The following is a 21,241-nucleotide window of genomic DNA, read 5'->3' on the forward strand; positions in this document are numbered from 1 at the left end:
GACGGTATTCTCGTCGTCCGTGACTGCCGCCACCCCGCATCCCGCATCCCCGGTCGTCGCCGTCGTCGGCGGTGGCCAGCTGGCCCGCATGATGGCGCCCGCCGCCGCCGAGCTCGGCGTGCGGCTGCGCGTGCTCGTCGAGGACCCCTCGACCTCCGCCGCCCAGGTGGTCGTCGACGCCCCGGTGGGCGCGGCGTCCGACGACGCGGCGATCCGGGACCTGATCGCACCGGCCGACGGGCGCCCCGCCGCGGACGTGCTGACCTTCGAGCACGAGCACGTCCCGAACGCGCTCCTCGCCGACCTCATCGACCACGGGACCCCGGTGCGGCCGGGTCCGGAAGCCCTCGTGCACGCGCAGGACAAGATCGTGATGCGCCGTCGGCTCACCGCGCTCGGCGTGCCCTGCCCGCGGTGGACGGCTCTGCCGAGCGACCCCGCCGCGGCGCGCGAGGCGCTGGCGGGCTTCCTCGCCGGGACGGCCGACGGCGAGGCCGTGGTCAAGACCGCCCGGGGCGGCTACGACGGGAAGGGCGTGCGCGTGGTCCGCGGCGCCGAGGAGGCCGACGACTGGATCGCGGCGCACCTGGACGGCGGCCCCGAGCTGCTCGTCGAGGACAAGGTCCCCTTCACCCGCGAGCTCGCCGTGCTCGTCGCCCGGCGCCCCTCGGGCGAGATCCGGACCTGGCCCGTCGTGGAGTCGATCCAGCGCGACGGCGTCTGCGCCGAGGTGATCGCCCCGGCACCCGACCTGTCGGCCGGGGAGGCCGAGGAGGCCCGCGAGGTCGCGGTGCGGATCGCCGAGGGCCTGGACGTCACCGGCGTCTTCGCGGTGGAGATGTTCGAGACGACCGGGCCGGACGGTGCCCGGCACGTCCTGGTCAACGAGCTGGCGATGCGGCCCCACAACTCCGGGCACTGGACCATCGACGGATCCGTCACCAGCCAGTTCGCCCAGCACCTGCGCGCCGTCCTGGACCTGCCCCTGGGGTCGACCGCACCGGTCGCGCGCTGGACCGTCATGGCGAACGTGCTGGGATCCTCGCTCGAGCGGCTCACCGACGCCCTGCCCGCCGTGGGCGAGCGGGTCCCCGACGCCCACGTCAACCTGTACGGCAAGGGCGTCCGCCCGGGCCGCAAGCTGGGCCACGTCAACGTCTGCGGCGAGGACCTCGCCGAGGTCCGCCGTCGTGCCACCACCGCCGCCGCCCTGCTGCGCGGCGAGTCACCCGAGACCTCGCAGGAGGACTGATGAGCACCGCTCCCGCCGTCGGCATCGTCATGGGGTCGGACTCCGACTGGCCCGTCATGGAGGCAGCCGCCGACGCCCTGGCCGAGCTCGGCGTGGACTGCGAGGTCGACGTCGTCTCCGCCCACCGCATGCCGACCGAGATGATCGACTACGGCCGCACGGCCGCGGACCGGGGTCTGCGCGTGATCGTCGCCGGGGCCGGCGGTGCGGCCCACCTGCCGGGCATGCTCGCCGCGGTGACGCCGCTGCCGGTCATCGGCGTGCCGGTACCGCTCAAGCACCTCGACGGCATGGACTCGCTGCTGTCCATCGTGCAGATGCCCGCGGGCGTGCCGGTGGCCACGGTCTCGATCGGCGGCGCCCGCAACGCGGGTCTGCTCGCCGCGCAGATCCTCGGGGCCGGGACCGACGCGGAGTCGTTGGCCCTGCGGCAGCGGATGGTGGCCTTCCAGGACGAGCTGCGCGAGGTGGCGCGGGCCAAGGGCGACCGGCTGCGGGCCGCCCGCGGCTAGAGCCCGCCGACCGTGCTGCCGGGTTCGAGGTCGCCGTCGCGGACGTCGAGCCAGAACTGGTCGGCGTCGTCGGACAGCAGCACGGTGGAGCCGACGCCTCCGGGCTGGTAGTTCGGGCTCTCGATCGGCGGGGTGCCGGTGACGCCCTCCGGTCCCGTCGCCGCCCGGAAGGCCAGGGCGAGCCGCCCGAGGTCCACGATCCCCGTGTCCTCGTCGACGACCAGCGCGCCGGTGCCCGCGTCGACGAGCTGGACCTGGTCGAGCGGGTTGAGCAGCACGCCGGGCTGGACGGCGGTGTCGGCGACCGCACCGATGACCTGGCGCTGCCGTTCGGCCCGGCCGATGTCGCCCTTCGGGTCCGAGTAGCGCATCCGGGAGAACGCCAGCGCGGTGGCGCCGTCGGCCACGTGGCAGCCGGCCTCCCAGTCGAGCTCGCTGCGCTTGTCCTGGACGGATTCGTCGTAGCACAGCTCGACGCCGCCGACGGCGTCGACGATCTCCTCGAGGCTGCCGAACCCGACCTCGGCGTAGTGGTCGACGGTGAGGCCGGTCAGGCCCTCGACCGTCTCCACCAGCAGCGGCGGGCCGCCCCACGCGTAGGCGGCGTTGATCTTGTTGGCGCCCTCGCCCGGGATCTCCGCGTAGGTGTCCCGGGGGATCGAGATGAGGGAGGCGGGCCCGCTGCGGGGGGAGTGCAGCACCATGATCGTGTCGGTGCGGGCACCGGACGTCCCGTCGTCGACGCCCCCGGTCCCGCGGGCGTCGGACCCGGCGAGCAGATACGTGGTCCCCGGGGTCCCGGACGCGTCGGAGAGCGCCTCGGTGTGCTGGATCTTGCCGTTGGCCCAGACGAGCAGGCCGACCGGCCAGGCCAGGAGCAGCACGAGCACCGCGGCCAGGACGAGCATCGCGACGCGCCCCTTGCGCACGCGGAAGCCGTCGTCGCCGGAACCCGTGCGCGGCCCGGCGGGCGGGCCGGCGGGCGGCGGCGTGCGGCGCTGCGGGGCGGCGCCCGCGCGTACCGCGGAGGGCTGGCTCGAGCGCGCGGCCGGCGCGTGGGACGCCGGTCGCGCCGTGCGGCCGCCGCCCGGAGGGTAGGAGCGCGGTGCGCGGTCCGGCGTGGCGGAGCGTCGGTCGGGCGCCACGGGGATCTCGCGCGACGACTGGCGGCGGACGCGGGGTTCCCGGGGCTCCATCGGGACGGCGTCGTCGCGCCGACCGACCCGCCCGGTGGGGCGGGACGGTCGCTCGGAACCGCCGACCGAGATCGCGTCGTTGGTCGACGCCGGTCGCGAGCTGCGTCCCCCGGCGGGGGTGAAGCTCGGCGGGATACGTCGTTCGTCGGTCATGTCATCCCTCGCAGACCGCGGTCACGTCGGCCCCGGTGAAGGCTTCCTCGCGGGGGTCGCGGGTCTGGCCGGGGGATGGTTCGTCGCTCGGCGTCGCCGTCGATCCGTCGGACCCGTCGGCGCCGGAGTCCGTGGCCGACGTCGTCGTGACGTCGGACTCGGCGGCCGCGTCGCCCTCGGGCGTCCCGTCGGCCCCGCCGTCCGACGACCCGCCGTCCGACGACCCGCCGTCGCCGTCCCCCGCGGTGGAGCCCGACCCGTCGGCACCGGCGACGACCTCGCTCAGCGGACGGTCGTGCCGCAGGTCGTCCCACACGGAGGCAGCCTCCGCGTCGAGCACCACGTTGGCCGGGTTGTCCGGGTCGTAGTGCCACGGGACGGTCATGAAGGCGATGTTCCCAGGCCGCACCCCCCGCGCGCTGTACGCCAGCCCGGCGAGTCCTTGGACCGAGGCGAAGTTGCTGCTCATCGTCAGGGAACCCGTGGTCGCGCCGAGGAACTGCAGGAGTCGCGCCGAGTCGGTCAGCATGTTCTGCTCCAGCACCGTGCGCGCCAGCGCGGCCATCATCTCCTGCTGGCGGGCGATGCGTCCGATGTCGGAGCCGTCGCCCAGGCCCTGGCCCGTGCGTGCCCGGGCGTACTGCAGCGCCGTCTTGCCGTCCAGGTTCTGCACGCCCGCCGACAGGACCAGGTTGTCCGCCTTGGGTGCGTCGATGTCGTTCGGGATGCACATCTCGACACCGCCCAGCGCGTCGATCATGTTCCGGAAGCCGGAGAAGTCGACCACCACGAATCCGTCCATGCGGACGTCGGAGATCGTCTCGACGGTCTTCATCGTGCACAGCGCGCCGGACTCGACGTCATGGCCGTAGTCGTACCCCTGGGAGAACGCCGCGTTGAACTTCACCCCGTACAGCGGGGGTGTCTCGCCACCCGACGACGTCGGGCAGGAGGGGATGTCGGTCGTGGTGTCCCGCGGGATCGACATCAGCTCCACCCGGGACCGGTCCGCCGCCAGGTGCATGATCATCGTCGTGTCGGCCCGAGCACCCTCGGTGCCGTCGTCGTTCCCGTTGTTCCCCTCGCGCGAGTCGGAGCCGAGCAGGAGGATGTTGAGCGGCGCGCCGGCGTTGGGGTCGTCGGGGACGACCTTCTCCGGACGGTCCTCGCCCAGCGCGGCGTCGGCGTCGATGGCGGCGATGTTCCCGCTGAGCGTGACGGCGGCCGTCGCGGCGCCGACACCCACGAAGGCGAGCACGGCCGTCATGACCAGCGCGCCGAGGCGCAGGATGGACGTGCCCTGCTGCGTGCGGGCGTGCGCCGGCCCGGTCGCGGAGCCGTCTCGCGGTGCGATGTGGCGGGCAGGCGGGTAGGTCACGAAAGGCGAGCATAGATGCCACGGGCCACATCTCTGCGTCAGCGGACCGCCGTTCCCGTAGAAATCCTGTGAGGGTTAGAGCGGTGGACCCTCCGGCAGCTGCCGTTTCGTGACCTTGAGGATCACGTGGACCGGTGGCTTGACGCCGTCGTTGAGGTCCTCGGCGCGGGCCCGGGAGACGGGACGCAGCACGCCGTCCCGGAGGACGTAGAGCTGGCTCTGCTTCCGGACCCGCACCACGACGAGCTCGGGCCAGCCGGGGAGCCGGGGGACGGAGAGCATCAGTGCCTTGCTCCAGTGCTGGGTCACGGCCGAGGCGCGGACGTTGCCGGTGCCGTCGATGCGCACGAGGCCTTGTCGTGACACGAGGAACTCGCGTCCGTTCCTGCGGACCACCACTCCGGTGGTGGGCGGGACCCGGGGCATCAACGACACGCTCGGCCCGTCGAGCCGTGCGGTGTCGAGCTCGCCCAGCGGGGTTCGCCGGTACAGCGGGTTGTTGAGGTAGCCGTGCTTGCGGCCACCCACCACGAGGCGTTTCCGCCCGGTGTCCCGGTTCACGACCACCACGGCCGACCGCACCACGGGCGACCCGTAGGACAGCCGGTCGATCGCGCTGAACGCCATCCGCACGACCGGTGTCTCCTTGTTGATGCGACGCAGGGACTCCATGTCGAAGGCCTCACGCTTCGTGCCGTCCACGATGCGGTAGAGCCGACCGTCCGTGGTGCGGACCGTCTGCTGCAGCCGGCCACCCGGCTCGAGGGCGTTCGACTGAGCCCAGGTGACGGGTATCGCCTTCCTGCAGGAGGCTCCGTACTCACGCACGATCGAGCAGCCGCCGACGTGCTTCCGGCCTTGCTCGACCAGGGCGAAGGTCCCGTTCGGACGCTCGACGAAGGTTCCGTCGGGCACGTCGAGGGCTGCGGCCGCTTCCTGGATGGCGGCCGCACGGCGCCGGATCTCGCCCAGCTTCTCGTACAGGGTCCTGCCCGGACAGGCCGTGTAGCCGACGTCCCGATGGCCGAAGACGTGGGCGAGGGGTGTGCCGTCGACCGTGGTCGAACCGTCGGCAGGCACGCCGTGCAGCGCGAGCTTCCAGGCCAGGAGGTCCACGACGGCGCCGACGGCGGCGTTCGACACGGTCGCCGACTCGTAGTTGCCGAGGACGCTGACACCGGTGGAGACGCTGTTGTACCCCTGGGCGTGGGCGCCGATCGTCTGCGCGGTGATCCCGCCGGCCCGTCCTTCCCACAGCCGGCCGAACTTGTCGACGACGAAGTTGTAGCCGATGTCTCCCCAGCCACGCGTCTGGGCGTGGTAGGCGTAGATCCCGCGGATGATCCCGGGGACCTGACCCTCGGAGTACGAGTTCGTGCCGGCGGTGTGGTGGACGGCGGCCGCGCGGACGTCGCCCTGCCGCGGTGTCCAGCTCATGATCGACTCGTCGGCCCCCCAGGCGGCGCGTGACGCGATCGTGGGGCGATCCGGGACCGGTACCGCGGCGACGGCGGCACCGTGCGGCGAGGTCGCCGACGGCGGTACGGGCACGTCGTCGTCGGCCGGCGACGTCCCCGGATCGACGACGGAGAGCTCCAGGTCGCGCACGGACCCGGCCGCCGGGCCGGTCACGCGGGCCTGCACCTGCGCGACGTCACCGACGACGACCGGTTCCGTCCCGTCCAGCGTGCCCTGCGGCGACGGCTCGACGGCGACGTGCTCCCAGGGTCCCCAGCCGGTGTCGCCGTCGGAGGTGGCACCGGCCGTCCGGGAGGTGCGGACCTCGACGTCGAGGGCCCGGGCGGCGACACCGCCGGTCCAGGTCACGCCCACGACCCCGAACCCGGTGACGTCCGCGGTGGCCAGGAGCGCGTCGCCGGCGGCTCCGGTGTCTCCCGAGGTGTCGTGCGCCCCGCCGCCCCGGCGCTCTGCGCCGCGGGGATCCGGCACGAACGCCGTCCGTTCGGTCGTCGCCCGGACCGGTTCCGGTCGGCTGTCGGGTGCCGCCCCGAGAGGTCCTGCCGCCCCGGACGCCGTCGGCGTCCCGCTGTCGGGGGCGGAGGGCACCGCCTGAGCGCCGGGGACGGCGACCAGTGAGAACGTCAGCAGGCCGACGAGGGCGGTCGTCAACGACCTCCACCCGGCGCGTGCGGCGTGGGTCACCCGAGGAACGCTACGAGCGCCCCTGGGCACCCGCACGCCCGACGCGGCCGTCCGGCGCCTCGACCAGCAAGTTTCACCCGCACCCGCCGGCCGCCGAGTGTTCACGCAGCGGCCATCCCTGACGCCTGGGGGTGCGCGGGTCCGCGACCTAGACTCGCAGGCATGCGGGTCTCCGTGGTGGGTCTGGGGTATCTGGGTGCCGTGCACGCGGCGTCCATGGCGTCGTTGGGCCACGAGGTCGTGGGGGTCGACGTGGACGTCGCGCGGGTGGAGTCGTTGGCGCTGGGCAAGTCGCCGTTCTTCGAGCCGGGGTTCGACGAGCTGCTGGCGCGGGCGGTGGGTGCCGGGCGGCTGTCGGTGACGTCGGACGTGGCGGCGGTGGCTGGTGCGCGGGTGCACTTCGTGTGCGTGGGCACGCCGCAGGCGGCGGGCTCGGGGGCGGCGGACCTGTCGTTCGTGGAGGCGGCGGTGTCCTCGTTGGTGCCGCACCTGGGCCCGGGTGAGGTGGTGGTGGGCAAGTCGACGGTGCCGGTCGGGACGGCGGCGCGGCTGGCCGCCCGGGTCGAGGCGGTGGGGGCCACGCTGGTGTGGAACCCGGAGTTCCTGCGCGAGGGGTTCGCGGTGGCGGACACGTTGCACCCGGACCGGATCGTGTACGGGGTGCCCGACGGTGAGGCCGGCCGGCGGGCGGCCGGGCTGCTGGACGAGGTGTACGCGGCGCCGTTGGCCGAGGGGACCCCGCAGGTGGTGACGGACTACGCGACCGCCGAGCTGGTCAAGGTCGCGGCGAACTCGTTCCTGGCCACGAAGATCTCGTTCATCAACGCGATGGCCGAGCTGTGCGAGGTCGCCGGGGGCGACGTGACGCGGCTGGCGGACGCGATCGGGCACGACCAGCGCATCGGGCGCAAGTTCCTCAACGCCGGGCTCGGTTTCGGCGGGGGGTGCCTGCCCAAGGACATCCGGGCGTTCATGGCCCGCGCGGACGAGCTCGGCGCGGGCGAGGCGGTGGCATTCCTGGGCGAGGTCGACGCGATCAACACCCGGCGGCGGGCACGCATGGTCGAGCTGGCCGTCGAGGTCCTCGGCGGGGACGTGGCCGGGGCGCGGGTGGCGGTGCTGGGGGCGGCGTTCAAGCCCGACAGCGACGACGTGCGCGACTCGCCGGCCCTGGACGTGGCCGCACGGCTGGACGGGCTCGGCGGTCACGTGGTGGTCCACGACCCGCAGGCGATCGACAACGCCCGCCGCAAGGAACCCTCCCTGGCCTACGAGCGCGACCTCGAGGCGGCGCTGACCGGCGCGGACGTGGTGCTGGTGCTGACCGAGTGGCGCCACTACCGCGACCTGGACCCCGCCCGCGCCGCCGCCCTGGTGGCCCGTCCCCAGGTCCTGGACGGCCGCGGCGCCCTGGACCGCGAGGCCTGGCAGGCCGCCGGCTGGACCTACCGCGCCCTCGGCCGTCCCTGAGTCAGGCCCGCGTGATCTGCTCGGTGGCCACGAGCCGCTCGAGCCGTTCGGGGTCGCCGTCCAGGGCCTGCGCCGTCGCGGCCGAGGTCAGGACGACCGAACCCCCTGCCGCCCACACGGCGAGGACCTGGGCGAGGACCTCGGCGACCGCCCCGGTCCCGCGGACCAGGACGCGCCCGGCATCGGCGTCGGTGGTCGGTACGGGCTCGCCGCCGGCCAGCGCGGTCAGCGGGGTGCCCGCACCGGCCGCCGGGTCGACGACGATGGCGTCGCCGTAGGTCATGACCGCCCCCGCGGCGTCGACGGCGCCGGGCGGGAGCTCACCCTCGAAGCGACGGGCGAGGGCCGGCAGCGCGACGGCGACGAGCTGGTCGGTCCCGGTCCACGCGTCGGGGCGGGAGCTGACGACCACGTCCGCGTCCGCGTGGTCCGGAGAGTCCGCGGCCGGGTCGAGCAGCGCCACGTCCGCCCCGCACCGGGCGGCGGCCAGGGCCCAGACGACCTGCCGCCAGCCGACGGGCAGGTCGACGACGACGTCGCTGCCCGGCTCGGTGTCGAACTCCTCGACGAGCAGGTTGACGGTCTTGGCGACCCAGTTGTCCACCACGGCGCCGGACAGCTCGATCCGTTCGCCGTCGTCGCCGTACCAGGTCAGGGCGGGCCGTCCGCCGAGGGCGGTGAGTCGGGCGAGGAGGCCGGTCGCGGTGGTGTCTGGGGTGGTCACCGGACCACCCTACGAGGTGTCCAGGAACCTCAGAGGTACCTCAACGGGACCTCAGTGCCGTGTGAACACGTCATGGAATTGCGCCACCTAGCACATTTCGGCTTGACGACCCGAGATGACACGCGTGTAATTCCAGGTATGCAGTTTCTTCGAGGACGGCATGGAGGGGCACGCCATGTGGAATTTGCTCGACGGGGACCAGGGGGCCTTCCCGTCTGACATCGGTCAGGAGACGGATCGGGTCGCCCCGGTCCTCCCGCTCTTCGGCGGCGACGACGTCGTCGAGGAGGAAACCCTGCTCGGGTGGCAGGAACGAGCCCTGTGCGCCCAGACGGACCCGGAAGCCTTCTTCCCGGAGAAGGGCGGGTCCACCCGCGAGGCGAAGAAGGTCTGCGCCTCGTGCGAGGTCCGGTCGGAATGCCTGGACTACGCGCTCGAGAACGACGAGCGCTTCGGCATCTGGGGCGGGCTCTCGGAGCGCGAACGGCGAAAGCTCAAGCGGCGCGCCGTCTGACCGATATCCCACACGCCGGGGTCGGGGCGCCGCATCATGGCGCTCAGGATGACTGCACCGCACCTGACCCGGACACCTGACGGGGCCGCGCGCGACGACGTGGCCCCCGGGTCGGTGACGGGCGTGCCGGCCCGGCAGTCCGTGACCGTGGCGGCCGTCGTCGTCACCCGCGGACGCACCCCCTTCCTCCCGGCCACCCTCGACGCGGTGGCCGCGCAGGTCCGGGAGCCCCAGGACGTCGTCGTCGTCGACGTCGACGCCGCCCCCTCCACCGGACAGCATCCCGACCTGCGCCTCGGGGACCGGCAGTACGTCGGGGCGTCCGGCTCGCGCACCCTCGGCGAGGCCGTCGACCGGGCCCTGACCGCGCTGGGTCTGGAGAGCACGACCTGGTTGTGGATCCTCCACGACGACTCGGCGCCCGCCCCCGACGCCCTGGCGGCCCTGCTGCGCGCCGTCGAGCACTCGTCGGCGGTCGCGGTCGCGGGCTGCAAGCAACGGCGGTGGCCCCTGGACGACGACGGCCACCCGCTGCCCCCGGACCCCGACCGGCCCGGTGTCCTGGTCGAGGTCGGCTACACCGTCTCGCCGCTCGGCCGTCGGATGACCGGGATCGACGACTCGGAGATCGACCAGGGCCAGCACGACGCCCGCGAGGACGTCCTCGCCGTCGGCCTGGCCGGGGCGCTCGTGCGGCGGACGGTGTGGACCGACCTCGGCGGCACCGACCCGGAGCTCGGCCGGTTCGGCGACAGCCTCGATCTGTGCCGCCGCGCGCGACTCGCCGGGCACCGTGTCGTCGTGGTCCCGGACGCCGTCGTCCATCACGCACAGGCGTCGCTGCGCGGCCTGCGGGGGTCCCGCGGTCACCGGCACCGCGGGCGCCGGTCCGCCTCCGCCTACGCGCGGCGGCGCAGCCAGCTGTACACCCGGCTCGTCGGTGTCCCCCTGCCGGTGCTCCCGCTGGCCATGGTCGCCATGATCGTGTGGGCGCCCGTCGCCGCGGCCTACCGGCTGGCCCTCACCCGTCCGGGGCAGGCGCGCGACGAGCTCCTCGCCCCGGTGGCGACGGTGCTGCGGCTGGTCCCGCTGACCAGGGGCAGACGGCGTGCCGCCCGCACGCGTCGGATGCCGCGGCGGGTCCTGCGCCCGCTGCAGGCGGGCTGGCGCGACGTCGTCGCCCGCCGTCGGGACGCCCGTCTCACCCGGGCCGAGGCGCACCGGACCCGGCGGGCGGTCACCGACCTCGAACGTGCCGAGCTGACGGCCCTGGCCCGACGCCGCCGGACGGGCCTGTCGGTCGTGCTGGTGAGCACGGCACTGCTGGCCCTGGCCGCGTTCGGGTCCTGGCAGGGCGTGCTCGCCGACGGCGGGCGCGTCGTCGGGGGTGCGCTGCTCCCCGCCCCCGCCGCCCTGGGCGAGGTGGCCGACGCGGCGACCTCCGGATGGGTGCAGGACGGTCTCGGCACCGGGGCGCCGGCGGACCCGTGGCTGGGGGTGCTGGTGATCCTCACCGCCCTGGTCGGCGGTGCCGCACAGACGGCGGTCAACGCGCTCGTCCTGGCGGCGCTGCCGTTGGCCGCGCTCGGCGCCTGGTGCGGGTCCGGAGCGGTCAGCCGGTCCGTGTGGGCGCGGGTCGCGGCGGCGCTCGTGTGGACGGCATGGCCCGGTTTCCTCGAGTCCCTCACCACGGGTCGTCTCGGCGCGGTGCTCGCCCACCTGGCCCTGCCGTGGCTGCTCCTGGCGGTGCTGCGTGCGCTCGGCCGCCAGGCCCGCGACGACGTCGGCCCCCCGGCGGCGCCCCGGGGGTCGCTCGGTGCGGCCGCGGCGGCCGGCCTGCTGCTGGGCGTCGTCGTCGCCGGTGCCCCGGCGCTCGCTGCGGTCGCCCTGCTCACCGGCGTGGTGGGACTGGTCGTCGCCCGGACGCACTGGCGTCGCGTCCTGGTCGTGCTGCTCCCCGCGGTCGTCCTCGCGCTGCCCTTCTGGTGGCACGCCGTCGCCACCTGGACCACCGGCGGATGGCGTCCGCTGCTGGCCTCCGTCGGGACGCCGACGCCTGCCGGGGCCGTCGACGGTCTCACCCTGCTGCTGGGCCACCCGACCCCGCCGCAGCCGTGGGCGGCCGGGCTCGACCTGCCGTGGCAGCCCTTCCAGGAGGCCGGGCCGTGGGTGCTCGGGACCGGGCTCCTGGCGCTCGCGGCCGCCGGACTCCTCCTGGGTCGCCACCGCCGCGCGGCGGTGCTCGCCGTCGGTGTCGCCGTCCTCGGACTCCTGCTGGCCCTCGTCGCGAGCGGGACGGTCGTGGCCGCCGACGACGCGGGCGGCGCGGTGCACGGCTGGGCGGCGCCCGGACTCTCCGTGGTGCTGCTCGGGCTCGGGGTCGCCGCGCTGACCGCCGTCCCGGAGCCCGGGACCCGTCGTCCGGTGCGCCTGCTCACGGGCACGCTGGCGGTCGTCGCCCTGCTCGTCCCGGTCCTCGGGCTCGGCGCCTGGTGGTACGACGACGCCCGGGGCGCCGCCGTCGGCGAGCTGCGGGCCGCCGCGGCCGGGGTGGTCCCGGCGGTCGGGCAGGAGCTCCAGGCCGCCCCCCGGTCGGCACGCGTCCTGCAGGTCGACCGGGTCGACGGGGTGGTGGAGTACACGCTGCTCCGTCGCGACGGCTCGAGCATGCTCGACTCCTCGGTCGTCGTGCGGGCCCGTGAGGCCGGTCTCGTGCCGGGTCGGGAGCGGCCGGACGTCGCCGCGCTCGACACGCTCACCGCCCAGGTGGCCGCGGGCCGGAGCCCCGAGCTGGCGGACCGGTTGTCCGCTCTCGGTGTGGGCGCCGTCCAGGTGCCTCCCGACGGCGACCCCGAGCTCGTCACGACCCTCGACCTCGTGCCGGGTCTGAGCCGCGTGACGGAGAGCTCCGTGCTCCTGTGGCGCGTCGACCCCGCGGGGCCGCGCCCCGCCTGGGCCACCGTGCTGCGCACGGCCCCGGAGGACGGACGGGCCTCCGCCCCCGTGCGCACCCTCGACAGCGACGGCCGCACCGTGGACGACGTCGTGGGGACCGGCGACCCGGACCGCGTCCTGGTCCTCGCGGAGTCCGCCGGTGCCGGATGGCGCGCGGACGTCGACGGGCGGCGGCTGCCGGCGACCGAGGTCGACGGTCGGCAGGCCTTCGTGCTCGGGGCGGACGCCGGTGAGGTCCACGTCGGGTACGCCGCGCCGTCACGGCCGCCCTGGTTCGCGCTGTGCGGCCTGGTGCTGGTGGTCTACGTGCTGCTGGCCCTGCCGCTGTCCCGGCGGAGGAACCGATGAGGGCCGCCCCGACCCTGCGCCGCGTGGGCCTGGTCGTCTCCGGCACGCTCGTCGCCGCAGCGCTCGTCGCGACCGCGGCGGTCGGCGAGCAGTGGACGCAGCGGTGGACGGCCGCGGACGAGGTGGCGGTCGCCGCGGCCACGCGCCAGGTCGAGGTGCGGCCGCCGACGTCCGTGGCCGTGTGTCCGCGCCCGGTGCGCCTGCCCGCCGGCTCCGACGTGGGGGACGACCAGTTCGGGGCCGCCCCGGTCGAGAGCCGCTCGGCCGTGGCGGCCGCCGTCGAGGGTGCGGCCGGGACGCCGCTCCTCGCGCGTCTCGACGGCACGCGGGCACGGGGGATCACGGCGGGTCCGGCGGTGGACGTGCTGTCCGAGCAGGTCCGGGGCGTCCGGGTGCTCCGGGCCGAGCCGCGGGCCGGTGCACCGCTGCGCGTCGCGGCGGCCCTCGCGGGGAGCACCGCCGCGGGCGACCTGCGGGGGCTGGCGGCCGCGTCGTGCCGTGCTCCGGCGACGGACCACTGGCTGGTGGGCGGCGGCAGCGAGGTCGGCCGGACCGCACTGCTCACGGTGCAGAACCCGAGCGTGGAGCCGGCCGCCGTGAGCCTGGAGGTGTACGGGCCGAACGGCCCGGTGTCGATCGGCGGTCAGGGTGCGTTCACGGTGGCGCCGGGGGAGCAGGAGGTGCTCCGGCTCGACTCGCTCGCACCCGAGCAGCGCCGCCTCGCCGTCCACGTCCGTGCCGCCGGCGCCCGGGTGACGGCCTCGTGGCAGACCCAGGGCATCGACGGGCTCGTACCGACCGGTGTCGACCTGCTGGAGCCGGGCGACTCGCCGGCCCGGGTGATGGTGGCCAGCGGGGTGGTCGGCCGGGGCGAGGCTCCTGACGCGCCGCAGGCGGCCGCCCTGTGGCTCCTGGCCCCCGACGGCCGGCCCGGTGTCGCCCGGGTCAGCGTGTACGGGCCGGAGGGCCGGGTGACGCTGCGCGGCGCCGAGGTCGTCGACCTGGCCGTGGGCGCGGTGACGTCGGTGCCGTTGGGAGGCCTCGAGCCCGGGACGTACACGGTCGTCGTCGACGCCGACGTCCCGGTGGTCGGGGCGGCCCGCTTCGCGCTGCCCGGGGAGCAGCCGGAGGACTCGGTCGTGGACGGCACCCCCTACGACGTGGCGTGGAACGCGGGGCGGTCGTTGCCGGCGGGACCCGTCGACGCGGGGCAGGTCGGCCTCCCGGCCGTGGCCCAGGGGGCGACCGTGGTGCTGTCGGCCGTCCCGGCGGACCGTTCCCCGGACGTGGATCCCTCGGGAGTCGTGCCCGTGCGCCTGCGGGGTGTGGCGGCCGACGGGAGCCTGACCGGCGAGGAACAGGTCGAGGTCCCGGTCGGGGGGACCGTCGAGGTCCCCGCGGACGACGTGGCGGCCGAGGTCGCGGTCGTCGTCGACCCCGCGTCGTCCGACGACGGCGCGGCCCCCGCCGCGCGGGTGGTCTGGTCCGTGCGCCTCACGGCGTCCGACGGGACCGGCACGGACGGCTCGCTGGTGGCCACCCTCGACCCGACGGCGTCCGCCGAGACGGACGGCCTGGAGGAGGTCCGCCGCGTCGACGTGCCGTGACGACCGGTGCGGGTCAGCGCTCGCCGAACCGCGGGTCGATCTCCTCCGGCGTCCGCGCCAGCAGGTGCGCCACCTGCTCCACGACGACGTCGTGCACCAGCTCGGCGAGGTCCTCCGGGTCCGTCGAGCGGGTCTCCACCGGCCGGCGGTAGATCACGATCCGTGCCGGCCGGCCCGACGCCGCGGGGAAGACCCGCCCGAGCGGCACGCCGGACGACTCCCAGGGAGCGGGGTCGGAGGGCGGCACGTCCTCGACGCCGAGCTCCGCACCGGCCACGGCCGGCCACCGGCGCTCGATGGACTCGAGCGACGCGAGGACGGCGTCGTCGAACCGCTCGGCGCGGGAGCGGTGGGCGGGCAGGTCGGCGGGTATCAGAGGACCCCGAGGTCCCCGCCCGCGCCGGTCCCGGCGACGCGGTCCTGACCCCGGTGCGGTGAGGTTCACGCTCCGAGACTATCGACCGACGGCGCGCCTGGAGCGCAGGTCCGTGCGCGGCACGTATTCTCCGTGGGTGAGATCGGTGAGGCAGTGCTCGCGGACAGCATGCACGCAGGCGGCGGTGGCGACCCTCACCTACGTGTACGCGGACTCGACCGCGGTGCTGGGGCCGCTCGCGCAGCGTGCCGAACCGCACAGTTACGACCTGTGCGCCCAGCACGCGGAGCGCCTCACCGCGCCGCGCGGCTGGGAGGTCGTGCGGCTGCAGCCCGAGTTCCACACGCCGGCCCCCTCCAAGGACGACCTCTCGGCGCTGGCCGAGGCCGTGCGGGAGGCCGGACGGGGCGGCCGGGCCACCCGGACGCCGGTGTCCGCGGAGCCGGCGACCGTGACCGAGACGGCGCGCCGTGGCCACCTCCGGGTGCTCCGGGCGGAGTCCGACGGCGGGCCGGCCGCGGGCGTCTGAACCGGTCAGGGCACCCAGGCGCAGACGACGTGCCCCGCCCCGGTCACCGAGAGGGTCCCGGCGTCGTGGGGGACGAAGACCGACGCCCCGTGGGACAGCCGGAGCGGCTCCGCTCCGGAACCCCCGGCGGTGAGCTCCACCGAACCGTCCAGGCAGAGCACGATCCGTGGGCCCGAGGTCGGGAGGTCGACCGCCTCGGAGGGGTCGACGTCCGCCGTCGTCAGGGCGAACTCCGGCACCGGTGCGCGGTAGGTCACCACCTGTCCCCGGCTGCCCGACGTGGTGATCTCCGGGGTCGCGGGGCGGCGCGGCGCGAACGACGCGCACTCCAGCAACGCCTCGACGTCCACGTGCTTGCTGGTCAGCCCGGCGCGGAGCACGTTGTCGCTGGACGCCATCACCTCCACGGCCACGCCGGACAGGTAGGCGTGCACCTCGCCCGGAGGCAGGTAGAGCGCCTCACCGGGGTCGAGCGTCACCCGGTTGAGCAGCAGGGAGGCGATCACCCCGGGATCGCCCGGGTGCTCCGCGGAGAGCGCCACCACGGTCGCGTCGGCACGCTCCGACGGTGACCCGGCCTCCAGGCGGGCGCGGACGGCCGCGACGGTCTCGTCCACGGCCTGACGGCAGGACGCCGCGCCGCGGCTCGAGAGCAGGGCCGAGAAGGCCGCCCGCACACCGGTCGCCGACCGGTCGGCACGGAGCGCCGACCGGACCTCCTCCACGAGCGGGCCCGGGAGCCCCTCCAGGAGCGCCAGGGTGCTGCGTGGGGTGCGGAACCCTGCGAGGCCGTCGAACTCCGTGAGCGCCACGACCATCTCCGGCTTGTGCTGGTCGTCGTGGAAGGAGCGTTCGGGGGCGTCGACCGGGATCCCGAGACGGTTCTCCCGGTGGAACCCGGCCCGGGCCAGGTGCGGCCGCGGGTGGACCTGCAGGGAGAGCGACCTGTCGGCGGCGAGCACCTTGAGCAGGTAGGGCAGGCGCGGGCCGAAGCGGTCGGCGACCCGGTCGCCCAGGACGGCCGACGGGTCGGCGCGCACGATCTCGTGCAGCGGGACCCCTGCCGACGTGCTGGGTGCGCTGCGGTGGGCGCCCAGCCAGAGCTCGGCGACGGGGAGGCCGTCGACCGGGAGGTCGAGCAACGTGGGGATGCGCGTCGGGGATCCCCAGTCGTAGCGCTGCACGGGGTTCGCGAGCGGGTGCAGCACGGTCACGGACCCACCCAACCACACTCGTCGTCGTGCCGGACGCCCGTCCTCCGCGCCGTAGGCTGGGCGGGTGACGACGGACCTGACGAAGATCGTGAAGGCCTACGACGTGCGGGGGCTGGTGCCCGCGGAGCTGTCGCCGCGGGTGGCGTGGGCCCTGGGGCTGGCCTTCGCCGAGGTCGTGGCGGTGCCCGACGGGGCGGCGCGGGTGGTGGTCGGCCGGGACATGCGTGACACCGGCCCCGCGCTGGCCCGGGAGTTCGCCGCGGGCGTGACGTCTCGCGGCGTGGACGTGGTCGACGTGGGTCTGTGCTCGACCGACGGGCTGTACTTCGCCTCGGGCAGCCTGCAGGCGCCGGGGGTGATGTTCACCGCCTCGCACAACCCCGCCGAGTACAACGGGATCAAGATGTGCCGGGCCGGGGCGCGGCCCGTGGGGCAGGACACCGGCCTCGCGCAGATCCGCGACCGGGCCCAGCAGATCCTCGACGGCGCCGAGCCGGAGGTCGCCGGCACGCCGGGCGAGGTCGTCGAGCAGGACGTCCTGGGCGACTACGCCGCCTTCCTGCGCTCGCTGGTGGACCTGTCGGACCTGCGGCCGCTGAAGGTCGTGGTCGACGCCGGCAACGGCATGGCCGGGCTGACGGTGCCCGCCGTCCTGGGTGACGCCGCCGGGCTCCCCGGCCTGCCGCTGGAGGTGGTGCCGCTGTACTTCGAGCTGGACGGCACGTTCCCGCACCACGAGGCCAACCCGCTGGAGCCGGCGAACCTGGCCGACCTGCAGCGCGCCGTGGTGTCCCACGGCGCCGACCTGGGCCTGGCCTTCGACGGGGACGCCGACCGCTGCTTCGTCGTCGACGAGACCGGCGCGGCCGTCTCCCCGAGCGCGATCACCGCCCTGGTCGGGATGCGCGAGATCGCCCGCGAGCAGGCCGCCGGACGGCCCGCGACGGTCATCGCCAACCTCATCACCTCCCGGGCGGTGACCGACCTGCTCGGCGAGAGCGCCACCGTGGTGCGCACCCGGGTGGGCCACTCGTTCATCAAGCAGACGATGGCCGAGCACTCGGCGATCTTCGGAGGCGAGCACTCCGCCCACTACTACTTCCGCGACTTCTGGTTCGCCGACACCGGCATGCTGGCCGCGCTGCACGTGCTGGCAGCCCTCGGCTCGCAGCCCCACCCCGCCGGCGCGCTGGCCGACATGTACACCCCGTACAGCGCGTCGGGGGAGATCAACTCGCGGGTCACCGATCCGGGTGCGACCACCGAGCGGGTGCGCGACGCCTACGAGCGCGCCTACCCCGAGGCCGTCGTGGACACCCTCGACGGCCTGACCGTCACCCACTGGGACGACCAGCACCCCAAGTGGTGGTTCAACCTGCGCGCGTCCAACACCGAACCCCTGCTGCGCCTCAACGTCGAGGCCGCCGACCACGACATCATGACCAAGCTCCGGGACGACGTCCTGTCCCTCGTGCACGAGGAGGCCCTGTGAACGACCAGACCCCGTGGATGGACCCGTGGGTGCGCAGCGTGCTGCGCTGTCCCGTGACCGGGGCCGAGCTCGTCGACGCCGTCGGACCGGACGGCGCCCCGGAGCTGCGCTCGACCGACCCGGACCGCCCGCTGGCCTACCCCGTCCGCGACGGCATCCCGGTCCTGCTGGAGAGCGAGGCGCGCGAGGTCCGTCCCGGTCAGTAGCCGCGGATCCCGGTGATCCACGCGGCGGGCAGGTTGCCGGCCGTGGTCGCCCGGCCGATCCACCGGCGCATCTGATCGGCCTTTCCCGAGATCGTCGACGTCGTGCCGTGGAGGTTCGTCGCGGTGATCGAGCGCATCTGACCGCTGCTCCAACGTGCCGTGACGTCCACCGAGACCACCGTGGGCAGGCCGAAGAGCTTGCTGGCGGAGGCCTGGGTGAGGGTACGGGTCCACGACGAGTACGAGTTCCCCGGGGCTCGCAGGCTGTAGGGATCGGATACCGACCTCTCGTACGGGACCACCGACGACCAGACGTCCTCGGAGTTCGCGGTCCGGCCACCGCTGGAGGAGAAGTAGTGGGCCGCCACGGGCTTGCCGTCGTGCTCCAGCACGCGCCCCTCCATCGTCGACGAGCTCGTCCGGTCGACCGCGGTCTTCCAGATCGTCCCGTAGTAGCCGTTCGTGCCCTCGTTCTCCTTCTTCCAGCCGGTGAAGTTCTGGTCCCGGACGTCGTCGACGACGTGGCACCGGCACAGGTTCTTGTTCGTCCGCTGGGAGAGCGCATAGGACCGCGCCGTGATCGCCTGCGCCCGCAGGGCGCGCTCGCCGCCGGAGGCACCCCACGAGGACGGCATCTCGGCGATGCCGTACAGGTACTCGGTGTTGAGCCGGACGTCGTTGGTGAGGTTGGGGATCCCTTCCCTGACGGTCGTGGTCAGCCGTCCGTGCCGGTAGGCGCCGTGCGCACCCACGACGGTCGCCACGGCCGGCGTGCCCGCCGGCCGGTAGTAGCGGGTGCCCGACCAGTAGATGCGGACGACCTTGGCCCAGTAGGCGGCGCCACGGGTCCACACCTTGACCTTCCCGGTACTGGTGGCCTTGATCGCCAGGGTCGTCGCTCCGCTGCCTGCCACCAGGGTGTCGCCGCGGCCGTCCCGTACCCGCCACGAACCGGAGTCGATGGACACCCACGTCTTGACGCCGGTGTCGCCGTAGCCCTGGTACCCGTAGGGGTCAGGCCCGTAGACCTGGACGCGGATCGCGCCGGGCACGTCGCGGTACGGGGTCCCGACACCCGTGTAGTAGTGCTTGAGGATGCCGGTCGCCGTGCGGCCCTCACGAGCCATCTGGTACGCACCGAACTGGGGCATCCCGACGCCGTGCCCGTACCCGCTGCCCTCGAGCCGGAACGCGTCGGGTGCCGCCGACACGGCCTCGGACTGTTCCGTGACGGGTTCGGCCGCGACCGTCGGACCCGCGACCGACGCCGCGACCAGGGCAGCGGTCGTGACCGCCACCAGAGCCTGGTGGAACCGAGTCCTGCGGTGCATCGTCCTGACCCTCCGCGCGATGTTCTCATTCTACTGTGGCGCAGGTCACTCGACGAGGCATCCCGGACCGGTCCGTCCGCGCCGGCGTCGTCCCGGGTCACCGCGCGGGCGGCCGCCGGGCCGTCGTCTACGATGGTCCGGACCTCGCGGCCCGCGAGCGACGTACGGAGGGAGTGGCGTGAGGACTGCGCTGATCGGCTACACCGGATTCATCGGGTCGAACCTCGCGGCAGAGTTCGCGTTCGACGATCTGTACAACACCTCGAACATCGATGACATCCGTGGTCAGGAGTACGACCTCGTCGTCACCGCGGCCGCCCGTGCGGACTCGCACCGCATCAACCAGGACGGTGCGGCCGACCGCGCCGAGATCGATGCGTACGTCGACCTGCTCTCGACGGTCAGGGCGGACAAGCTGGTGCTCGCCTCGACCGTGTGCGTCTATCCCGGCGGGACGTCCCCCGACGAGTCGACCCCGCTCACCGAGGCAGGGCTGACCCCGTACGGGGCGAACAGGCTGCACATGGAACGACGACTCGGGGACGCCTTCGACCTGCTTCCCGTCCGGCTGCCGCAGCTCTACGGTCGTTCGATCAAGAAGGGCATCGTCTACGACCTGCTGAACGACTACCGCGTCGAGCACATCCGTCCCGATGGCCGCTTCCAGTACTACGACCTGCGCCGGCTCTGGGCGGACGTCCGGGTCGCGCTCGACCACGGGCTCGAGTCGCTGAACGTGGCGACGCCGGCGATCGACAGCGCGACGGTCGCCCAGGAGGTCTTCGGCCGGGACATCACCGGTCAGCTCGCCGACGTGCCCGAACCGCCGCTCACGTACACCCGCGACATGCGTACCCGCCACGCCGCGCTCTTCGACGGGCCCGAGGGCTACCTCATGGACGTCGAGGACGAGCTCGACGCCATCCGTCGGTTCGTGGCCGATGCCCGCGAGGGGCTGCTCGCCTGAGCCGGTGCGGCAGCCCTCATCACCGGCCACGTCGACGACGCCCGTGATGCCGGTCCGACCCCGCCCGAGGCGGATTCCCCCGAGGAGAGAACAGCACTGATGTACAAGTCCCACAAGGTTTCGGCCATCGTCACCTGCGCCGGCCGTGGCGTCCGCTTCGGCGGGAACAAGCTGCTGGTCAAGATCAACGGTGTCACGATCCTCGAGAAGACGGTGCGTGAGTTCGTGCACCCGCTCGTCGACGAGATCATCGTGACGATCAGCCCCGAGAACCGCGAGGTCTACCACCAGATCCTCATCGAGGACGCCGGGCTCCCGGTGACGCTCGTCGACGGCGGAGCGGAGCGGTTCATCTCGGCGCAGCTCGGGCTCCAGGCCACGTCCGGGACGATCGTGATGGTCCACGACGGGGTGCGCCCGTTCGTCAACGGTGAGCTGATCGAGCGCGTGCTGGACGCCGGGGTGGAGAACGGGGCGGCGATGCTGGGCATGCCGACCGTGGTGCAGCTCAAGACCGTCGACGACGAGGAGTTCATCACCGGGTCGCTGGACCGTTCGCACAGCTGGCTCGGCCAGACTCCCCAGGTGTTCCAGCGGGAGCTTCTCGAGAAGGCGTACGAGGAGGCCATCGCCTCGGACTACCACCGGATCTCCGACGACGCCGACCTGGTGGCGGAGTTCACCGGCCACCGTGTCAAGATCGTCAAGGGCGAGGACTACAACATCAAGATCACCACCCGGACCGATCTCGTCATCGCCGACCAGATCATGGCGCAGGCCGACTGGGAGTGACTGAGCGGGCCACGTCGGGCGGGACGGACCGTCCCGCCCGACGTGGCCCTAGACAGGAAGGG

18 protein-coding genes are annotated in these 21,241 nt (G+C 74.2%); 11 read left to right on the forward strand and 7 right to left on the reverse strand.

Annotated elements, in window-relative coordinates:
• Positions 1-19: 19 nt before the first annotated feature.
• Together HLI28_RS11310 and purE are read left to right on the forward strand one after the other, a co-directional pair.
• Positions 20-1,252: a 5-(carboxyamino)imidazole ribonucleotide synthase gene (locus HLI28_RS11310; RefSeq protein WP_171247664.1), complete on the forward strand. Its 1,233-nt coding sequence runs from the start codon at positions 20-22 to the stop codon at positions 1,250-1,252.
• Positions 1,252-1,764, forward strand: a complete 513-nt coding sequence (purE, locus tag HLI28_RS11315; protein ID WP_171247665.1) for a 5-(carboxyamino)imidazole ribonucleotide mutase — start codon at positions 1,252-1,254, stop codon at positions 1,762-1,764. Before HLI28_RS11310 ends, purE begins: the two co-directional genes overlap by 1 nt.
• Here the strand turns inward: purE and HLI28_RS11320 are convergent.
• From HLI28_RS11320 to HLI28_RS11330, 3 genes are all read right to left on the reverse strand, one after another.
• The gene (locus tag HLI28_RS11320; RefSeq protein WP_171247666.1) at positions 1,761-3,113 is read right to left on the reverse strand and encodes an LCP family protein; all 1,353 of its coding nucleotides are present in this window, start codon (positions 3,111-3,113) and stop codon (positions 1,761-1,763) included. The genes purE and HLI28_RS11320 overlap by 4 nt on opposite strands.
• 1 nt (position 3,114) lies before the next feature.
• Entirely contained in the window at positions 3,115-4,491 is a 1,377-nt protein-coding gene (locus HLI28_RS11325) for an LCP family protein (RefSeq protein WP_343035801.1), read from the reverse strand.
• Positions 4,492-4,566: 75 nt separating this feature from the next.
• A complete protein-coding gene (locus tag HLI28_RS11330; protein ID WP_171247667.1) occupies positions 4,567-6,654 on the reverse strand; it encodes an N-acetylmuramoyl-L-alanine amidase in 2,088 nt (695 codons plus the stop codon).
• A 162-nt stretch (positions 6,655-6,816) separates the two neighbouring features.
• On the opposite strand from HLI28_RS11330, the gene HLI28_RS11335 reads away from it, so the two are divergent.
• Positions 6,817-8,124, forward strand: coding sequence for a UDP-glucose dehydrogenase family protein (locus HLI28_RS11335; protein WP_171247668.1), 1,308 nt, complete (start codon positions 6,817-6,819; stop codon positions 8,122-8,124).
• 1 nt (position 8,125) lies between these two features.
• Here HLI28_RS11335 and HLI28_RS11340 read toward each other — a convergent pair whose 3' ends face one another.
• Complete coding sequence (locus HLI28_RS11340; protein WP_171247669.1) at positions 8,126-8,848, reverse strand: TIGR03089 family protein; 723 nt, start codon at positions 8,846-8,848, stop codon at positions 8,126-8,128.
• Positions 8,849-9,023: 175 nt separating this feature from the next.
• Here HLI28_RS11340 and HLI28_RS15800 point away from each other — a divergent pair, with 175 nt between their 5' ends.
• From HLI28_RS15800 to HLI28_RS11355, 3 genes are read left to right on the forward strand one after another with little or no spacing between them, the layout of a single operon-like run.
• Positions 9,024-9,362 (forward strand): WhiB family transcriptional regulator, encoded by a 339-nt coding sequence (locus tag HLI28_RS15800; protein WP_171247685.1) that lies wholly within the window; start codon positions 9,024-9,026, stop codon positions 9,360-9,362.
• 48 nt (positions 9,363-9,410) lie between these two features.
• Positions 9,411-12,665, forward strand: a complete 3,255-nt coding sequence (locus HLI28_RS11350; protein ID WP_171247670.1) for a glycosyltransferase — start codon at positions 9,411-9,413, stop codon at positions 12,663-12,665.
• Positions 12,662-14,272, forward strand: coding sequence for a DUF5719 family protein (locus tag HLI28_RS11355; RefSeq protein ID WP_171247671.1), 1,611 nt, complete (start codon positions 12,662-12,664; stop codon positions 14,270-14,272). Before HLI28_RS11350 ends, HLI28_RS11355 begins: the two co-directional genes overlap by 4 nt.
• 13 nt (positions 14,273-14,285) lie before the next feature.
• Here HLI28_RS11355 and HLI28_RS11360 read toward each other — a convergent pair whose 3' ends face one another.
• Positions 14,286-14,717 carry a metallopeptidase family protein gene (locus tag HLI28_RS11360; protein ID WP_343035802.1) on the reverse strand — a complete coding sequence of 144 codons (432 nt, stop codon included), beginning with the start codon at positions 14,715-14,717 and terminating at the stop codon, positions 14,286-14,288.
• Positions 14,718-14,784: 67 nt separating this feature from the next.
• Here HLI28_RS11360 and HLI28_RS11365 point away from each other — a divergent pair, with 67 nt between their 5' ends.
• Positions 14,785-15,177 (forward strand): DUF3499 domain-containing protein, encoded by a 393-nt coding sequence (locus tag HLI28_RS11365; RefSeq protein ID WP_171247672.1) that lies wholly within the window; start codon positions 14,785-14,787, stop codon positions 15,175-15,177.
• A gap of 5 nt (positions 15,178-15,182) precedes the next feature.
• Here HLI28_RS11365 and manA read toward each other — a convergent pair whose 3' ends face one another.
• On the reverse strand, positions 15,183-16,391 hold the full coding sequence (gene manA, locus HLI28_RS11370) for a mannose-6-phosphate isomerase, class I (protein ID WP_171247673.1): 1,209 nt from the start codon (positions 16,389-16,391) through the stop codon (positions 15,183-15,185).
• Positions 16,392-16,455: 64 nt separating this feature from the next.
• Between manA and HLI28_RS11375 the strand changes: the two genes are divergently transcribed.
• Together HLI28_RS11375 and HLI28_RS11380 are read left to right on the forward strand one after the other, a co-directional pair.
• A complete protein-coding gene (locus HLI28_RS11375) occupies positions 16,456-17,883 on the forward strand; it encodes a phosphomannomutase/phosphoglucomutase (RefSeq protein ID WP_171247674.1) in 1,428 nt (475 codons plus the stop codon).
• Positions 17,884-17,900: 17 nt separating this feature from the next.
• Positions 17,901-18,089, forward strand: coding sequence for a Trm112 family protein (locus HLI28_RS11380; RefSeq protein WP_171247687.1), 189 nt, complete (start codon positions 17,901-17,903; stop codon positions 18,087-18,089).
• Here the strand turns inward: HLI28_RS11380 and HLI28_RS11385 are convergent.
• Entirely contained in the window at positions 18,083-19,420 is a 1,338-nt protein-coding gene (locus HLI28_RS11385) for a SpoIID/LytB domain-containing protein (protein WP_171247675.1), read from the reverse strand. The two genes, HLI28_RS11380 and HLI28_RS11385, sit on opposite strands and share 7 nt — an antisense overlap.
• 178 nt (positions 19,421-19,598) lie before the next feature.
• Between HLI28_RS11385 and HLI28_RS11390 the strand changes: the two genes are divergently transcribed.
• Both HLI28_RS11390 and HLI28_RS11395 read left to right on the forward strand, forming a co-directional pair.
• Positions 19,599-20,387 carry an NAD-dependent epimerase/dehydratase family protein gene (locus tag HLI28_RS11390; protein WP_171247676.1) on the forward strand — a complete coding sequence of 263 codons (789 nt, stop codon included), beginning with the start codon at positions 19,599-19,601 and terminating at the stop codon, positions 20,385-20,387.
• Between the two features lie 99 nt (positions 20,388-20,486).
• The gene (locus tag HLI28_RS11395) at positions 20,487-21,179 is read left to right on the forward strand and encodes an IspD/TarI family cytidylyltransferase (RefSeq protein ID WP_171247677.1); all 693 of its coding nucleotides are present in this window, start codon (positions 20,487-20,489) and stop codon (positions 21,177-21,179) included.
• Positions 21,180-21,241 lie beyond the last annotated feature (62 nt).

It is taken from the genome of Isoptericola sediminis, assembly GCF_013085345.1.
GTDB classification, from domain to species: domain Bacteria; phylum Actinomycetota; class Actinomycetes; order Actinomycetales; family Cellulomonadaceae; genus Isoptericola; species Isoptericola sediminis.

What these genes read in the sequence shown, in the direction of transcription:
- purE (WP_171247665.1), top strand. Translation starts at nt 1,252, where the DNA reads ATGAGCACCGCTCCCGCCGTCGGCATCGTCATGGGGTCGGACTCCGAC.
- HLI28_RS11320 (WP_171247666.1), bottom strand. Translation starts at nt 3,113, where the DNA reads ATGACCGACGAACGACGTATCCCGCCGAGCTTCACCCCCGCCGGGGGA.
- HLI28_RS11335 (WP_171247668.1), top strand. Translation starts at nt 6,817, where the DNA reads ATGCGGGTCTCCGTGGTGGGTCTGGGGTATCTGGGTGCCGTGCACGCG.
- HLI28_RS15800 (WP_171247685.1), top strand. Translation starts at nt 9,024, where the DNA reads ATGTGGAATTTGCTCGACGGGGACCAGGGGGCCTTCCCGTCTGACATC.
- HLI28_RS11350 (WP_171247670.1), top strand. Translation starts at nt 9,411, where the DNA reads ATGACTGCACCGCACCTGACCCGGACACCTGACGGGGCCGCGCGCGAC.
- HLI28_RS11355 (WP_171247671.1), top strand. Translation starts at nt 12,662, where the DNA reads ATGAGGGCCGCCCCGACCCTGCGCCGCGTGGGCCTGGTCGTCTCCGGC.
- HLI28_RS11380 (WP_171247687.1), top strand. Translation starts at nt 17,901, where the DNA reads ATGGACCCGTGGGTGCGCAGCGTGCTGCGCTGTCCCGTGACCGGGGCC.
- HLI28_RS11385 (WP_171247675.1), bottom strand. Translation starts at nt 19,420, where the DNA reads ATGCACCGCAGGACTCGGTTCCACCAGGCTCTGGTGGCGGTCACGACC.
- HLI28_RS11395 (WP_171247677.1), top strand. Translation starts at nt 20,487, where the DNA reads ATGTACAAGTCCCACAAGGTTTCGGCCATCGTCACCTGCGCCGGCCGT.